This window comes from Photorhabdus sp. S10-54, from assembly GCF_963878145.1.
In the GTDB taxonomy this organism is placed as follows: Bacteria; Pseudomonadota; Gammaproteobacteria; order Enterobacterales; family Enterobacteriaceae; genus Photorhabdus; species Photorhabdus kayaii.
In genome coordinates this window covers 16,508-31,158 of the sequence record NZ_CAWNXG010000036.1, presented here as the reverse complement: position 1 = coordinate 31,158, position 14,651 = coordinate 16,508, and the positions used below count along the sequence as shown (strand labels likewise).

The 14,651-nt window shown below is 42.7% G+C and carries 16 protein-coding genes; 11 read left to right on the top strand and 5 right to left on the bottom strand.

The genetic code is table 11. The features are described from left to right. The first annotated feature begins 86 nt into the window (after positions 1–86). Positions 87–1,295: a sodium/glutamate symporter gene (gene gltS, locus AACQ83_RS17540; protein WP_112878916.1), complete on the top strand. Its 1,209-nt coding sequence runs from the start codon at positions 87–89 to the stop codon at positions 1,293–1,295. Positions 1,296–1,808: 513 nt separating this feature from the next. After that, complete coding sequence (locus tag AACQ83_RS17535) at positions 1,809–2,546, top strand: class I SAM-dependent DNA methyltransferase (RefSeq protein ID WP_112878915.1); 738 nt, start codon at positions 1,809–1,811, stop codon at positions 2,544–2,546. A 348-nt stretch (positions 2,547–2,894) separates the two neighbouring features. Here AACQ83_RS17535 and AACQ83_RS17530 read toward each other — a convergent pair whose 3' ends face one another. Together AACQ83_RS17530 and AACQ83_RS17525 are read right to left on the bottom strand one after the other, a co-directional pair. Further along, positions 2,895–3,188 (bottom strand): type II toxin-antitoxin system RelE/ParE family toxin, encoded by a 294-nt coding sequence (locus AACQ83_RS17530; protein WP_112878914.1) that lies wholly within the window; start codon positions 3,186–3,188, stop codon positions 2,895–2,897. Positions 3,189–3,190: 2 nt separating this feature from the next. Further along, entirely contained in the window at positions 3,191–3,460 is a 270-nt protein-coding gene (locus tag AACQ83_RS17525; RefSeq protein WP_112878913.1) for a type II toxin-antitoxin system Phd/YefM family antitoxin, read from the bottom strand. Positions 3,461–3,577: 117 nt separating this feature from the next. Here AACQ83_RS17525 and AACQ83_RS17520 point away from each other — a divergent pair, with 117 nt between their 5' ends. Continuing rightward, positions 3,578–3,979: a hypothetical protein gene (locus tag AACQ83_RS17520; RefSeq protein WP_112878912.1), complete on the top strand. Its 402-nt coding sequence runs from the start codon at positions 3,578–3,580 to the stop codon at positions 3,977–3,979. Positions 3,980–4,560: 581 nt separating this feature from the next. On the opposite strand, the gene AACQ83_RS17515 is transcribed toward AACQ83_RS17520, so the two are convergent. The 3 genes from AACQ83_RS17515 to recG form a co-directional block, all read right to left on the bottom strand. Next, entirely contained in the window at positions 4,561–4,821 is a 261-nt protein-coding gene (locus AACQ83_RS17515; RefSeq protein ID WP_112878911.1) for a hypothetical protein, read from the bottom strand. A gap of 97 nt (positions 4,822–4,918) precedes the next feature. Next, positions 4,919–5,197, bottom strand: a complete 279-nt coding sequence (locus AACQ83_RS17510; RefSeq protein WP_112878910.1) for a hypothetical protein — start codon at positions 5,195–5,197, stop codon at positions 4,919–4,921. Positions 5,198–5,833: 636 nt separating this feature from the next. Further along, positions 5,834–7,915 (bottom strand): ATP-dependent DNA helicase RecG, encoded by a 2,082-nt coding sequence (recG, locus tag AACQ83_RS17505; protein WP_112878909.1) that lies wholly within the window; start codon positions 7,913–7,915, stop codon positions 5,834–5,836. Between the two features lie 467 nt (positions 7,916–8,382). On the opposite strand from recG, the gene AACQ83_RS17500 reads away from it, so the two are divergent. The 8 genes from AACQ83_RS17500 to AACQ83_RS17465 all read left to right on the top strand — a co-directional run bounded on the left by AACQ83_RS17500 (position 8,383) and on the right by AACQ83_RS17465 (position 14,634). Further along, on the top strand, positions 8,383–8,949 hold the full coding sequence (locus AACQ83_RS17500; protein ID WP_049584031.1) for a tyrosine-type DNA invertase: 567 nt from the start codon (positions 8,383–8,385) through the stop codon (positions 8,947–8,949). 424 nt (positions 8,950–9,373) lie between these two features. Further along, complete coding sequence (locus tag AACQ83_RS17495; protein ID WP_146747917.1) at positions 9,374–9,991, top strand: fimbrial protein; 618 nt, start codon at positions 9,374–9,376, stop codon at positions 9,989–9,991. Positions 9,992–10,179: 188 nt separating this feature from the next. Beyond that, entirely contained in the window at positions 10,180–10,860 is a 681-nt protein-coding gene (locus AACQ83_RS17490; RefSeq protein ID WP_240000845.1) for a fimbrial biogenesis chaperone, read from the top strand. Further along, positions 10,844–11,470, top strand: a complete 627-nt coding sequence (locus tag AACQ83_RS17485) for a fimbrial protein (RefSeq protein ID WP_240000844.1) — start codon at positions 10,844–10,846, stop codon at positions 11,468–11,470. Before AACQ83_RS17490 ends, AACQ83_RS17485 begins: the two co-directional genes overlap by 17 nt. Before the next feature lie 67 nt (positions 11,471–11,537). After that, the gene (locus AACQ83_RS17480) at positions 11,538–12,251 is read left to right on the top strand and encodes a fimbrial protein (protein WP_112878906.1); all 714 of its coding nucleotides are present in this window, start codon (positions 11,538–11,540) and stop codon (positions 12,249–12,251) included. A 50-nt stretch (positions 12,252–12,301) separates the two neighbouring features. After that, entirely contained in the window at positions 12,302–13,003 is a 702-nt protein-coding gene (locus AACQ83_RS17475) for a fimbrial protein (protein WP_036846193.1), read from the top strand. A gap of 62 nt (positions 13,004–13,065) precedes the next feature. After that, complete coding sequence (locus AACQ83_RS17470) at positions 13,066–13,803, top strand: fimbrial biogenesis chaperone (protein WP_228956793.1); 738 nt, start codon at positions 13,066–13,068, stop codon at positions 13,801–13,803. Positions 13,804–13,839: 36 nt separating this feature from the next. Beyond that, on the top strand, positions 13,840–14,634 hold the full coding sequence (locus tag AACQ83_RS17465) for a fimbrial biogenesis chaperone (protein WP_112878905.1): 795 nt from the start codon (positions 13,840–13,842) through the stop codon (positions 14,632–14,634). Positions 14,635–14,651: the final 17 nt, after the last annotated feature.

Genomic DNA, 14,651 nt, shown 5'->3' with positions numbered 1-14,651 from the left:
CGTTGCCTGCTTTTGGCGTTTTCTAAAGGATGAGTATAACGTCGTAATAACTTACATAATTTTAACAATATAGCTGGGGTACATAGATGTATCATCTTGATGTTTATGGCACGCTTGTGGCGTCCGCATTAGTACTATTACTTGGGCGCAAACTTGTACAATCAGTCCCATTTCTTGAAAAATACACCATTCCTGAGCCGGTCGCCGGTGGCCTGTTAGTTGCTCTGATTCTTTTAGCTGTTAAACAAACAATAGGTTGGGAAATCAGCTTTGATTTGTCTCTTAAAGACCCTTTGATGCTAACTTTCTTTGCCACTATCGGCTTGAATGCCAATCTTGCCAGCCTGAAAGCGGGTGGTAAGGTCTTGCTCACATTTGTCTTCGTCGTTGTTGGCTTGTTGCTGGTTCAGAACACGGTGGGTATCGCCCTGGCTGAACTGTTAGGGCTGGACCCATTAATGGGCTTACTGGCGGGTTCTGTTACCCTATCTGGTGGTCATGGTACCGGTGCCGCTTGGGGTAAACTGTTTAGTGAGCGTTATGGTTTTGAAAATGCAACAGAAGTAGCAATGGCTTGTGCGACTTTCGGTTTAGTACTGGGTGGCTTGATTGGTGGCCCGGTTGCTCGTTTTCTGGTGAGAAATACCAAAACCCCAGGCTTGAGGTCAGATGATACCGAAGTGCCAACAGCATTTGAAAAACCTTATACTGGGCGGATGATCACTGCGTTGGTCATGCTGGAAACGATCGCATTGATTGCTATCTGTCTAATGGCAGGTAATTTTGTATCTGAACTTCTGCAAGGTACATGGTTTGAATTACCGACATTCGTTTGTGTGCTGTTTATCGGAGTTATCCTCAGTAACAGTCTGTCGGTGTTAGGTTTTTACCGAGTCTTTGACCGAGCGGTTTCTGTACTGGGTAACGTAAGCCTTTCCCTGTTTCTGGCAATGGCGCTAATGAGCCTGAAATTGTGGCAGATGGCATCGCTGGCATTACCCATGCTGGTCATTCTCACTATCCAGGCCATCGTCATGGCGTTGTATGCAATTTTTATTACTTATCGGGTGATGGGTAAAAACTATGATGCTGCGGTGCTGGCGGCGGGTCACTGTGGTTTCGGTTTAGGGGCGACACCTACCGCCATTGCGAACATGCAGGCGATTACCGATCGCTTTGGGCCATCCCATGTGGCGTTTCTGGTGGTGCCGATGGTTGGCGCGTTCTTTATCGATATCGTTAACGCGATTGTGATTAAACTCTATCTGCTGTTGCCGGTATTCCCGGCGGTGTAGAGTAAATTAGCAAGATACTGCACCAACTGAATAGCTGGTGCAGTATTGTTGTTGATATACCCGTATAAAATCCGTTGATCGTTCAGGGGAGTCCATATAAAGGCATAACGACGGGTCATTGTCATTTTTCTATTGTTTAACGCTGAGATTATTCTAATTTCAACAATTGATGATACGACATAATTATTATAAGAATAATAGTTTCCACAGAACACATCATAGGTATTTTATATTTATTTTCCTCCTTATATTTATCCGAAAATTAACCAATATTAAAAAATCATATCTAATTCATCACTAACGTATTAATATAGATAACGTTTCATGATTTTGCTATGCGTTATTTTGCTAACCAATTGTTATATATGGAATCGTGAGTGATGTAAGATGTGGTACTATTTTGGAATCTTATTTATAATAAGAGAAAAATTTTCAGTAATTATTAATTCATACTAAGTAATATATCTCTTCGATAAATAAAGTATTTTGGCCTTTAGCTAAGGATAAAAAAACATGAAAGATAACACTTTATATGGCCCTATTGCACATCTTTACGAGAGCTTTTCAGATGCTACTGACCATATCAAAGTAGAAATCAGAACTATCTTCAATCTGGCAGGAGATATACACGGGAAATCAGTGTTAGATTTAGCCTGTGGATATGGCCTCTTTAGTCGAGAATACAAAAATCGTGGTGCGTCAAAAGTCATTGGAGTTGATATATCAGATAACATGATAGCGATTGCGAAAAGCAAATCACAACAATACGGTGACGATATCGAATTTCACGTAAGAGATGTCTGCAAGATGGAGTCATTTGGCAAGTTTGACATAGTTAATGCAGCTTGGTTATTTTGCCATGCAGAATCTATTGAAGACCTTGAAACTATGTTCCGTGTCATTGCTGCTCATCTCAAGCCTTCCGGTAAACTAATTGCGTATACCTTTGAACCTGATTATCGATTAGAGAAAGGGAATTATGAGAATTATTGTATAAAAATTCTGAGTGAAGAGCCGGTGAAAGACACCACTCTCCTGAAAGCTGAATTTCTTACCACACCACCTAGCCCTTTCACTATGTATCGTTGGAGTCGTGAACAATATCAAGCAGCGATCCAAAAGGCAGGGTTCAAACAATTTAAATGGCAAAAACCAATGCTGTTACAAAGCGATATTGAGGCTCATTCCCCAGGTTTTTGGGATGATTATCAACGAAATTGCCTTGATACAGCTCTTGTTTGTCAGGTTTAACGAGATAATCCCCTATATCTGTTGTCTTTCCTATACAAATCCCCCGATGAAAATCGCGGGATTTTTTTGACTTTCCCTCGTCCTGCTAAACAACTCTTCCTGACCTCCAGCCGGGATTCTGGTGAGAAAGTCAGGGTTTGGTAGGAGGCCATGTGCTGAGCTGCATAGCGTACAGAGAGCATAAAATCTGTGGGGTATGTGTCCGGTGAGAACCGGATGAAATAGTTCGACAACTCAGGTTTCTGAGGAAAACGGCGCTCGGGTAATTCACTCAAACATCTGATAAAAAAGTTTAACTGCTTATTTTATTGCGAATTAAATAAAGTATCCCATGTTTTATGCTCTTCATTATAGATGGTTATGTGGATCTTGCGTCTGATGCAACACCGCCAACACTTCAATACCAGTCGGAACTTCCCGGTAGTAAATAATGTGGCTCTCTACGGGGAAACTCAGCACACCAAAATAAAGATCGTCACTGCGATCACGGCCAGGGGATGGGTGACGATCAAGAATTTCCGTCATAGTCACACGTAACGAAGTTGAATAAGCTTCCGCGACATTCGCCCTCCATCGGCGCATAGAATAGAGTTTGATTGCACGAATATGCTCTCTGGCTTTCTTAGTAAACCGGACACTCATCCTTAAGCCTTACCCTCAAGTTCATCAACCGTCAACGGTGCAAATACATCATCAATACTATGCAATTCGCCACGATCAGCTTGTGCAATAGATTCAGCCAGAACGGCTTTTAAATTCTGTAACTTGAGCTGTGCGAACTGATCATACTCTTCAGGAGAGATAACCACGGCCACGCGCTTTCCATGCTTAGTAATTTCCACAGGTTCACGCTGAACTTTCCTAAGCAGATCACCAAACTGGTTCTTAGCTAGTTGTGCGGGAATAATTTCCATACATCACCTACCGTCTAAAAATGGCTCGAATAGCCATTATGGCTAAAAGTGTATGGAGCTACCAGTAATCAAAATAGCCAACCGCCAACCAAGATGACTTTTGGGTACTTTCGGACTATGGCGGGCAAATCCCGCCAGAAATTGCTCAATTGCAGTATTGTCAGTCTAAGTGCAACAGGCTATGCTTTCGCGGCTTTGCGGGCAAATCGTAGCGTAGTCGCCTGGGGGGATAATCTTCGAGGCGGTGAAATCCCTCCCGAAATTGCCGCATTAAAGGATGTCGCCAGTCTGAAAGCAGCAACTTATGCCTTTGCTGTCCTACGGGCAGACCGCAGTGTGGTTTCCTGGGGGGACAATGGCGGGGGTGGTATCAGCGTTCCACCCGGGATAGCCCGATTACAAGATATAGTCAGCTTGAGCGCATCAGGAAGTTCATTCTCAGTCCTGCGGGCGAATGGAGAAAGATTAGCCTGGGATGTTGGTGGCGATAATATAGTACACAGTGAATATGATGATTAATCCATTGTCATTATGAATTACTAAAAAACACGAAAAACAAGGCTGAGCCATAATACCTCGGTTCAGCCTATCGTTTATTTAATTCGAAATGTTAGCTCTCCCGCCCTGTTATTACCAAAACCACTTTTCAAATAAATATCAAAAGAAAATAACTTTACGAAATAGTTTGAAATATAAATTCTAAAAAAACAAAAATAACTCATTTTTTTATAAACAGAAAATATATTACGCCACCCTTGGTGATTCTTATTCTTTGCTTTACAGATAATCATTATAAGATTACGTTATATATTTAAGTTATATATTTAAGTTACATGTTTGCGTATTAATAAGAGTAGCCATAAAGATATACATCCTCTCTAAATACCCAGTCTGGAAATTCTGTCAGCGGAAGTTGATAAAACAACTGATTAATCATAAATAGGCTGGAAATATCTTTATCAGTGAAGCAGGAAAACAAGCATTACGGGCGAAAGTAGCAAACCATTGAATATAAATAGTTCAGGAATGGAGATTCCATTCCTGATGATGGTGATCTAATTGGGTCTAACACTCAATTAAATCAGATGACAAATTCTCATTTATTTCTCTAAATGAGATATATTAGTGCCGCTATCTTGTACATGATCATCAAAAATAATAATAAAACTGTTCTGCGAAGCAGAATATGATTTTTCAATACCTCGCTGTATTACTGAAAATATAAAACCATGCGTATCGGATAGATCCCACACCTTTACATCTTCACAATCAAGAGCTAAATATTCCTCTCTGCCTTCCTCTCCACATTTATTAACCGAAACTTTAACCGGTTCAGTTGAGAGGTTTTTAACATAAATCATAAATCCTCCACTATGTCAATAATTAACATTTGCATTTAATTCAACAATATATGATCTGAAATTAAATTAAGAAAACTAGTGCAATAATAAAATTTTTTTAGACGGATGGTATGGAATATAAAGAATCTATTCGGCTACCGTTATTTTCAACCGAGTTATTATAAATAATTATGTAGCCATTTGATCTTATTGAATACAACAATGTAACACTATCTTTGCGTGCTACTGACATTAAAAAACCGCGCTCATCTGATCTACCCCATTGAGCCACCTCTCCTGGATTAATATCAACATATTCGTCATCACCTTCTTCACTACCCCATTTATTAATTGAAACTTTAACCACCTTATCTGAAATATTTTTAGCATAAATCATATTAAACTCTCCATTATATCAACGTAGATTTATTTAGCTCTAATTTAAAAACACCCTAATGTATACCATAATGAAATTAAGTATAGATAAAAAAACCAAAACAAAACTAATATTTGTGTGACCTCCATCAAAGTTTTATACTTCGAAAAGAAAATATTTAAAATTACATTCATTGGGTTAATAGAAACATTTACTATTTAAACTTAGTAATTCAATATTACATTGATGAAAATTTCCTATCATAGATTTACATCTATTACCATTTTTACCTTTGAGCATAACATTGCGCTAATACCGCATACACTATAACTGAATTTGATGAAAAATGTCGGAACCGCCTGTTACCCCAATTAGCGGGTAAAAGACTTCGGATAGTGAAACGTCGTATCAATTAATCCGAGGTACTGGATTTAATTTTTTAAGAAAATAATGAAAAATAGCAGATTAGAATAAGAATTTTATTTTACTTATCTTTATAATTAGATTTTTAATTCCTTCTGAAATAATACATTGCCAATTAAACGGAATAATTAAAAGAAAGCTCTGTAGCAGAGCATCTTAATTATGGGATAAAACCAGATATCCGTATTTTTGGCGGCGTTGAGAAACGACAAGTCCGCGCCGACATATTCTCAATCACGCATTACCATAATGTGTCCGTTCCGGTAACCAGCGTTCAATCAAGGCACGAGCATGTTCAGGATAGCGTTGGTGAATATGCCGGGCAATACGCTGTACTTCCGGCAACATTCCCTGATCTCTTAGCAAATCAGCCACCTTAAATTCCGCATTTCCAGTTTGGCGTGTTCCTAATAGCTCCCCGGGACCACGAATTTCCAGATCTTTTTGCGCGATAACAAAACCATCGTTACTGTCTCTGAGTACTTGCAGGCGTATTCTGGCAGTACTGCTCAGCGGCGTTTTGTAAAGTAAAACACAATGGGAGGCAATAGCGCCACGGCCGACTCGTCCGCGTAATTGATGTAGTTGCGCCAAGCCAAGCCGTTCCGGGTTATCGATAACCATCAAACTGGCATTTGGCACATCCACTCCAACTTCGATAACCGTTGTGGCGACCAGAAGCTGTAATTCTCCACATTTGAAAGCCTCCATCACTGCCTGTTTTTCTGCGGCTTTCATTCGGCCATGCACTAACCCAACTTTCAGTTCCGGTAAGGCGAGAGTCAGCTCTTCACTGGTGGCTTGCGCGGCTTGAGCTTCCAACACATCAGAATCTTCAATCAGCGTACAAACCCAATAGACTTGTCTGTTTTCATCAAGGCAGGCATTTTTGATCCGTTTAATAACCTCTTCGCGGCGTGTATCCGGGATCGCAACTGTTGTGACCGGCGTTCTCCCCGGTGGCAATTCATCAATAATAGAAGTATCGAGATCGGCATAAGCGGTCATTGCTAAGGTACGGGGAATCGGGGTGGCCGTCATAATCAATTGGTGAGGATGAAAACCTTGTTCACGTCCTTTTTCCCACAAAGCCAGACGTTGATGAACACCAAACCGATGTTGCTCATCAATAATCACCAGCGCCAGACCGGAAAACTTCACCTGTTCCTGAAACATGGCATGTGTACCAACAATCATGGCGACTTGACCGTTGGCAATGGCTTCTTGTTGTTTCTGACGCGCTTTCCCCTTTTGCTTACCCGCTAGCCAGCCGATCTGAATCCCCAAAGGTTCCAGCCATTGCCGGAAGGTATTTGCATGCTGTTCTGCCAGTAGTTCAGTCGGCGCCATCAGGGCAACCTGTTTGCCATGAGCAATAACCCGCAACGCAGCCAATGCGGCAACCAGTGTTTTTCCTGAACCTACATCGCCTTGAATCAGTCGCATCATGGGAACATCTTTTGCCAGATCCTGCTCAATTTCCGAGACAACCCGCTGTTGCGCATGAGTTGGCGAAAATGGCAGGCGATTAAGGAATTGCGGTTTTAACTCGTTTTCCATCGGCAATGGCTGAGCGTGATAGCGTTGTACGCCAGCTCTGACGGCTAACATACTTAAATGATGCGCTAAAAGTTCTTCCAGAACCAGACGGCGATAAGCTGGATGTCTGCCAGTTTCCAGATCCGCCAGAGCAATATCTGGCGTTGGACGGTGCAAGATATGCAATGCTTGCGGCAGACTAATGATAGAGCGGCTAAGTTCTTCCGGCAGGAGTTCATTGATTGCACAGGTATCTAGCAATTTCAGTGCTTGATCAATGAGATTACGCAGCGTCGCTTGACGAACACCTTCCGTTGTGGGGTAAATCGGTGTTAATGTCTCCTGAAGCTGCACATTTCCAGTATGATTTTGAATCTTATACTCAGGATGAATAATTTCGGCGCCTTGACTGCCTCTTCTGATTTCACCGTAGGCAACAACCTGTTTCCCTTTCGCGAGATTGCTTTTCATTGCCATAGAAAAGTTAAAAAAGCGCAGTGTGAGCACACCGGTACCATCACTAATTTTGCAGATCAGGGTTCGACGACGACTAACAACAACATCGGTACGAAGAATTTCACCTGTGACGGTGGCGGAAATACCCGGTAAAAGATCATTAATCGTATAAAGGCGTGTTTGGTCTTCATAACGCAGCGGGAAATGTAGCAGCAGATCCTGCAAATTAACCAGTCCTATTTTTGCTAATTTTGCGGCCTGATTTGCCCCGACGCCATGCAGGGAAGTTAAAGGGATGGCATCAAGCAGTTGGCCTTTCATACGGTTTCTTTATCTCCATTGATTGCATGGCCGTCCGTCATGTTTCACAGACCACGGCCTGATCCTATTTACCATCCATAATAATACAGACGGATTTGACGTAATCAACGGAATATTTTTCCCAGTAACTGATTGAAAATCATATCAATACCTTGAGAGTAAGCTGCTATAACCGAGAAGACGATTTGTAACGACAGGTTCTTGTAGTCTGTTTTGAATAATCCTCCCCGTCAACCAAATGTAAACTAACATTCTTTTGAGGTGAAAAAATAATCAAAAAAGGTGTTTAAATTTTATCCCATATCTGTATAACCTTCTGTAGCCTGGGTAGACAACATGCATCATTTGGGTTTGGTGTGTATTTTATCCTCAGGTTCTGCCTGTTCCTGGTCTGGGTCCCCAGAGTTAGGGTGTTCTAAGCGGGATATAGCCGGGTTGTACTATCAATATATTTTGGAGAAATAATCATGGGCCAAAGAAAATATCTGACTCAATCAGAAGTAGAAAGCATGTTGGAGATGGCAAAAGTTGGGCCTAATCCAGAACGGAATTACTGTCTGGTGTATATGAGCTATATTCACGGCTTTCGTGTTAGCGAAGCCAGGCATTTACGGTTATCTGACATGGAATTAAAAGAAAAATGCTTATATATCAGGCGATTAAAAGGTGGGTTTTGTACTAATCATCCCTTGTTGCAGCGTGAAGTTAAGGCGATTAAGGCATGGCTTAAAGTGCGCAAAACTTTTCAGGGCGCTGATAGTGATTGGCTGTTTTTATCACGTTGTGGGAAACCGCTTACTCGCCAGCGTATTTATCAGATTATTAGCCAATTAGGACAATTGGCTAATATCTCTGTAGATCCGCATCCGCATATGTTGCGCCATGCCTGCGGTTTTGCTCTTGCAGACCGGGGAATAGATACCCGGTTGATACAAGATTACCTTGGACATAAAAACATCCGCCATACAGTGCGCTATACTGCCAGTAATGCTGAACGATTTCAAGGGGTTTGGGGTATAAAGGGTAAACGTTAAGCAATTACAATTAGGACCATTTTGACAATTGAGATACAATTGCCTAGAAATTATACTGAAAGTTTTCTAATAAAAAAAGAGACAGATTTGTATATATTTGTAAATCCCAAACATCCTACCACAAAAACATTTCGATAATCCACTCTTTTTATTCCAATATGTAAAAACATTACACTTCCTTCGTTACTTTAAAGAAATTACTGTTACTAATTTCGGATTAAATAATTAAATATCCTTAAAATTTGCAAAATAACTACAGTTATCTCTATATTACTCTGTTTTTGCACAGAAAAATTTTTGTATCTCAATTGTCAAAATGGTCCTAATTGACAAATTTATGTACAGCTAGATGTCTCTGTTTGTCAAAACATGATACACGAATTTGAATCGGACTTTAGTTAAGTAGTTAAACGAGATTAATGAAATGAAAAGACAGATATTAAAGATAAGCGTCGTGGCGGCGTTGGTTTTGGGGGCAGCTTCGGTTGCTAATGCGAAAAATAATGCTCAAGTGACCATTACCGGTACTGTTTCGGATGTGTCATGTGACATTACCAGTGGCGTAAAAAATGGTGATGTGAGTTTGGGTAACCATAAGCCAGATGACTTCAAGCCTGGGGCTGGTTCGAATAGCTTATTGGAGGGAAAGTTTGTTATTCCTGGATATGAAACTTTTTCTGTCGGTGTCGGTGGCTGTGATGGGACTGTTGCCGCAAAGAAATCACTTAAGCTACTGGTGACAGGGGCTACGATAGCATCAACAACTGATGTATTTAGTGATGGTCAGGGTAATACGCAGGGTTTCGTTCCAAATGCGGGTGTTGCATTAACCTATAAGGTTGGTGATTCCTCTACTGCAACGGAAGAGCTTCTTAAGAAAGACAGCAAGATCGTATTGGCTTCATCAAGTGATAAAGATCCTAAAGTGGAAGCTCTTAATAACAAGTCTGTAACCTTTAAAGCTTATATGGCGTCAGTGGCTGAAAAACCATCTCCTCAGCAGATTCATGCTCCTCTTAACTTTTCCATAGCATATGAGTAATTGTTAATTCGATAAACCAGCCTGAGGAGCCTCTCTTCAGGCTTCTTTAGGTTGCAAGTTCTGGATGATTGAAACGGCGTTTTATAAACCGCTATTGGCTGAGTAACGAGGCGAAAAGAGAAAAAATAATGATCAGTAAACTCCGACTTCCCAACATCATAGTAAAAAGCCTCGTCTTGGGCATATTTTTGTTTGCGTCACAGAGCTGGGCTGAAGGCGGGTTTGGCATCAACGCTACACGCATTGTTTTTTTACAGGATAAAGCTGAAGCAATAGTCTCGGTGCGTAATACGACAACTAATATCCCTTACTTGGTGACGGCTAAAATCAGCTCCACCGTTGATGGCAAGGGTAAAACACCATTTTATGTCTCGCCTCCTTTATTCCGTCTGGACCCTCAAGGGACCAATACGTTGCGCATCTTGGGTGATACCCGTCAGTTGCCGACTGACCGGGAGAGCGTCTTTTATTTTAATGCTTCTGCCATTCCCGGTAGTAATGCTCCGGGCCAGCGCTCTGAAAGCGCTAAGATTTCGGGTGGGCTGGCCTATGCCATCGGCAATACGATCAAACTATTTTATCGGCCAACGGGGTTGGTGGGTACACCAGAGCTGGCATACAAAGCGCTGCGCTTTACCCATGCTCCCGGTGGCGTTCAAGTCAGTAACAATTCGCCTTATCACATCAGCTTTACCCAGATCAAAGTTGATGGGGTGCCGGTGAAGTTTTCTGACAGTCATCCGCAAATGCTGGCGCCTTTCAGCACCCATGTTTATCCCGCTCAGAACAATCAGAACAAAAAGAAAGTGGAATGGGCGGTGATCAACGATCTCGGCGGTGGAGAGAACTTCGATGGTGAAATTCAGTAAAGCCGGTATCTCAAGGGTTCAGCGTATACAGAGATACCTGAGTTACCTAGGCATGGGTGGGGTTCTGTGGCTCTCTTCTGGTCCCTTGTGGGCAGCGAATTCTGCCGGGGCCACATTTAAGGCTGAAATTACTCAAGGCACGTGTGATGTCATTGTGGACAGCAATAATATCGAGCTGGGCATAGTGCAGTTTGCAGACTTGGTATTAGGAAAAGTTAACAGGGAAACTCAGATTACGCTGAGAAATTGCACGAGTGTGGTCAATAGAAACAGTATTACTCCCACGATTACTGTTACCGGAAATCATGTTGGTACGAATGATAAGAGCTTGTTTCGTGATAAAGGAGCAGATGAAAAAAACGAAGCTTCAATGGCAGTGGGCATCACTGTGCAATTGAAGAAGTTTAGTGGAACAGAATGGTCCCCAGATTTAAAGGACGATGAACCTTTTCATCTGGCTAATAAAGGTACAATCGTAAACGATAAAACGCCTACTGTGCCGGTGAAATTTTCACTGGTATGTGCTTTGGCAGGCGGGCAGACGGTAGCGGTCTGCAAAAAGGCAGGAAAAATCAAGGCTACACTGACGTTTACGTTTAATTATCGTTGATGTATCGGCATTGCAGCGTGATATCGCGTTAACAGAAGAGTGATAGGGTTAATTTGAGGTGAGCACGATGTTTGGGACAGCGACAGAACAAAAAAAAAGCAGGCTGAATGACCCGTCGACCTTCCTGACCAAGGGTAGAAACCCGGTATTGCAGGTTGTGATGCGCTGCTTCTGCTGGAGTTCTGTAATGGTTCTGCTGTTCCTGGCAAGCAGCGTCATGGCTGATGACCCCAAGCCCAAGTACCCAGCGACGATCACGAGTGGGGTAAACGTACAGCTGCGTGTAAGTGTTTATCCTGATCCTTGTGACATAGAGATCGGTGGTGGTGATATGAAGGGTTCGGAGCTGAATTTTGGTTCCCTGCTGGCGGCGGAGTTTAGTCATGAAGGGAATGTATCAGCCCCCAAGTCATTTAAGCTGAAATTAACGAATTGTGGCGATCCGGGGAGTCTCGGCCTTATACCCAAGATCACTGTATCTGGAAATACCATCGACGCTGAACATGGTGTGATATTTAGTGATCCTAGTTCCGGTGATTCTGGTACCTCTGAGGGGCTGGGGTTTATTATTTTAATCGAAGAAAATGAGAAGAAGAAAATAGGGCTGAATGATCAGTTGTCAATCAATCATCAGGAAATGGAGTTCCCGTTCCAGGTTGAATTTGATGAGGGCAGTGCTGAGATGTATGTAATGGTAGCAATCGCACGTGGAATAGATAGTAAGGTTATTCAACCCGGGACGCTGATTGCGCACGTCACATTTACATATTCTTATCAGTGAGGTGTGATTTATCACGGATGATAAAAATTGGGAGAGGCGGAAAGAGTTAGATGAAAACGAAAAATAGCAATCTTATAAACAGTGAATTAATGACATATCACAGCAGGGCAAAATATGTGTTGCTCTTCATGATGCTGATTGGATGGACCATCGGTTGTGTGACGACTTTTCCAGTGCAGGCGGATACGGATACGGAGCGTACAATCAATTTCAGAGGCATGTTATTGCCTCCGACCTGTGTGTTGAGTGTGAATGGGTCCAGCTTTGCCGGGTTTTATAATGATGATTTCGCTCCGGTCTATGCCAGTGAACTCAGAAATAGCAAATATATCGCAAGAGATCCCGTGGAACTGAACTTTATGTTTAGTGACTGTGATCTAGGCGAATCAAAACCCGCTTTCTACATATGGAGTGATGTGCCTGCCATAACAGATCGGGAGCTTTTCATGCCTGATGACAGTGATGTTGTTAACAACAGTACTAAAGGAGTAGGGGTTAGGTTATTCGACGAGGGAACTAGCAAGTTTGTAGAGGTAAGGAAGGGGACTGATCCGTATAGGGTAGACCTCTCAGACAGTGTAAAAGGAAATGGTGGGAAATTGGAGGGAACAATGAGGAGGTTCAGGGCGTATGTGGGAGGTCTGGGCGATACAAATAATCCAGTAACCTGCAAAACAGAGAGTAACGATACCAATGTATTATGCGGAGGAGTTGCGGATGTGAAGATACATTTTGAGTTTGTGTATCAGTAGATGGCGTTAAGCCGGGTGTATTCAAGGGATTTTGTCTGATTCTCTGAGATGAAGTGGGATATATGAAAAAGATGATAGTCATGGGAATGCTGGCGATATGGGCGGTTATGGCATCGTCACCAGCACATGCGGGTCTTATGTTGAGGAAGACACGTATTATTTATCATCAGGGCGACAAGGTGCAAAGCATGTCATTGCAGAATTCAGGCGATGAGGTGTATCTAATACAAGCTGCTGTGACTCCGGGAGATAACTCAAATACCCGTTCATCGGAGTTTACCGTGTTGCCTCCGTTGTTTCGCATGGAGGGTAATAGCTTGAACGTGATGCGTGTTATACGTACTGGTGGTGATTTCCCAGCTGATCGAGAGTCTCTGTTTCGTTTTCGTATTAATGCGATCCCGGCGAAGAAAACACTAGATGAGAGCAAGGCCAATGGCAATGGAAAACCAGGAGAGATTGGAGCATCTCTGTCTATTGCGCTGGGGATGAATATTAAACTTATCTACCGGCCAGATAAGCTGCCGATGACACCGGAGCAGGCCTATGGCCGACTGACATTTATACGAGCAGGCAATACTGTCGTAGTGACTAACCCAACACCGTATTACCAGACTTTTGCCCAATTGAAACTTGATGGCAAGGCAGTAGATCTTAACAAAGCCCCGTCAATGTTGGCCCCTTTCGGCCAGATGACTTTTTCCTTGGCAGGTACGGCGGGAAGTAAAGTGACATGGTCGATGATCACCGATGCCGGTGGAGTGAGTAGACTACAGAGCGGTACGTTACGGGCCGACTAAGTATGTTTTTATATTTTGAAATTGGAAGAGCATGACATGGTGGAGCGTAATATTTCAATAAAACAGATCGTTATAACTGTGTCATGTGTTCTGGCAATAATATTACCGGTATTGCCGCTCAGGGCAGCAGAGAGTCTGAAGGGGTTGTATCTCGATGACGCTCGTGTGATTTATCCTGAATCATCCAGCAACGGAGTCTCTTCGACACTCATTAATAACAGCGACAACAATTATCTCATTCAGTCAATCGTACGAGAACTAAACCCAGAGACCGGTTTACCGCTGGGGGTTAAGGCACCATTTATCGTTATTCCGCCGATTGCGAAGGTGGGGGCAGATGAACGGCAGGTGCTGAAAATCCTTCGTACTGGTGGGGTTTTGCCGAAAGATCGAGAATCTCTGTTCTTTCTGAATCTGCTTATGTTGCCTTCTGAGAAACAATTACCAGTATCTAAAGATGACTCTGGCAAGATGAGAATGGTGACAGCTCTGGCGGTGAAATTGTTCTACCGTCCTGAAGGGTTACCAGAAAAGGGGGTTGCCGGTGCGGTGAAACAGTTAAGTGCGTCAGTAAAAGAGGATGTCGTGATGCTGTCTAATCCGTCACCGTTTTGGATAACGTTGCAGACTTTGCATGTAAGTTCGTTTGCCGTACCGGGCAAGGATTTGTTTAGGATGGTGCCACCCTTTGGTCAGCAGAGCTGGTCGCTGCCGGCGGGTAAAGTGTCTCCTGGTAGTCATGTCACTGTATCGTGGCGTGCTATTGATGAGTTTGGGTTAGACACTGATGAAGAGAGTAGATCTATTGCCGTATCCGGCAGTGGTCAATAGCGATGTTGCAAGATATC

What these genes read in the sequence shown, in the direction of transcription:
- gltS (WP_112878916.1), top strand. Translation starts at nt 87, where the DNA reads ATGTATCATCTTGATGTTTATGGCACGCTTGTGGCGTCCGCATTAGTA.
- AACQ83_RS17535 (WP_112878915.1), top strand. Translation starts at nt 1,809, where the DNA reads ATGAAAGATAACACTTTATATGGCCCTATTGCACATCTTTACGAGAGC.
- AACQ83_RS17530 (WP_112878914.1), bottom strand. Translation starts at nt 3,188, where the DNA reads ATGAGTGTCCGGTTTACTAAGAAAGCCAGAGAGCATATTCGTGCAATC.
- AACQ83_RS17525 (WP_112878913.1), bottom strand. Translation starts at nt 3,460, where the DNA reads ATGGAAATTATTCCCGCACAACTAGCTAAGAACCAGTTTGGTGATCTG.
- AACQ83_RS17520 (WP_112878912.1), top strand. Translation starts at nt 3,578, where the DNA reads ATGGCGGGCAAATCCCGCCAGAAATTGCTCAATTGCAGTATTGTCAGT.
- AACQ83_RS17515 (WP_112878911.1), bottom strand. Translation starts at nt 4,821, where the DNA reads ATGATTTATGTTAAAAACCTCTCAACTGAACCGGTTAAAGTTTCGGTT.
- AACQ83_RS17510 (WP_112878910.1), bottom strand. Translation starts at nt 5,197, where the DNA reads ATGATTTATGCTAAAAATATTTCAGATAAGGTGGTTAAAGTTTCAATT.
- recG (WP_112878909.1), bottom strand. Translation starts at nt 7,915, where the DNA reads ATGAAAGGCCAACTGCTTGATGCCATCCCTTTAACTTCCCTGCATGGC.
- AACQ83_RS17500 (WP_049584031.1), top strand. Translation starts at nt 8,383, where the DNA reads ATGGGCCAAAGAAAATATCTGACTCAATCAGAAGTAGAAAGCATGTTG.
- AACQ83_RS17495 (WP_146747917.1), top strand. Translation starts at nt 9,374, where the DNA reads ATGAAAAGACAGATATTAAAGATAAGCGTCGTGGCGGCGTTGGTTTTG.
- AACQ83_RS17485 (WP_240000844.1), top strand. Translation starts at nt 10,844, where the DNA reads ATGGTGAAATTCAGTAAAGCCGGTATCTCAAGGGTTCAGCGTATACAG.
- AACQ83_RS17480 (WP_112878906.1), top strand. Translation starts at nt 11,538, where the DNA reads ATGTTTGGGACAGCGACAGAACAAAAAAAAAGCAGGCTGAATGACCCG.
- AACQ83_RS17475 (WP_036846193.1), top strand. Translation starts at nt 12,302, where the DNA reads ATGAAAACGAAAAATAGCAATCTTATAAACAGTGAATTAATGACATAT.
- AACQ83_RS17470 (WP_228956793.1), top strand. Translation starts at nt 13,066, where the DNA reads ATGAAAAAGATGATAGTCATGGGAATGCTGGCGATATGGGCGGTTATG.
- AACQ83_RS17465 (WP_112878905.1), top strand. Translation starts at nt 13,840, where the DNA reads ATGGTGGAGCGTAATATTTCAATAAAACAGATCGTTATAACTGTGTCA.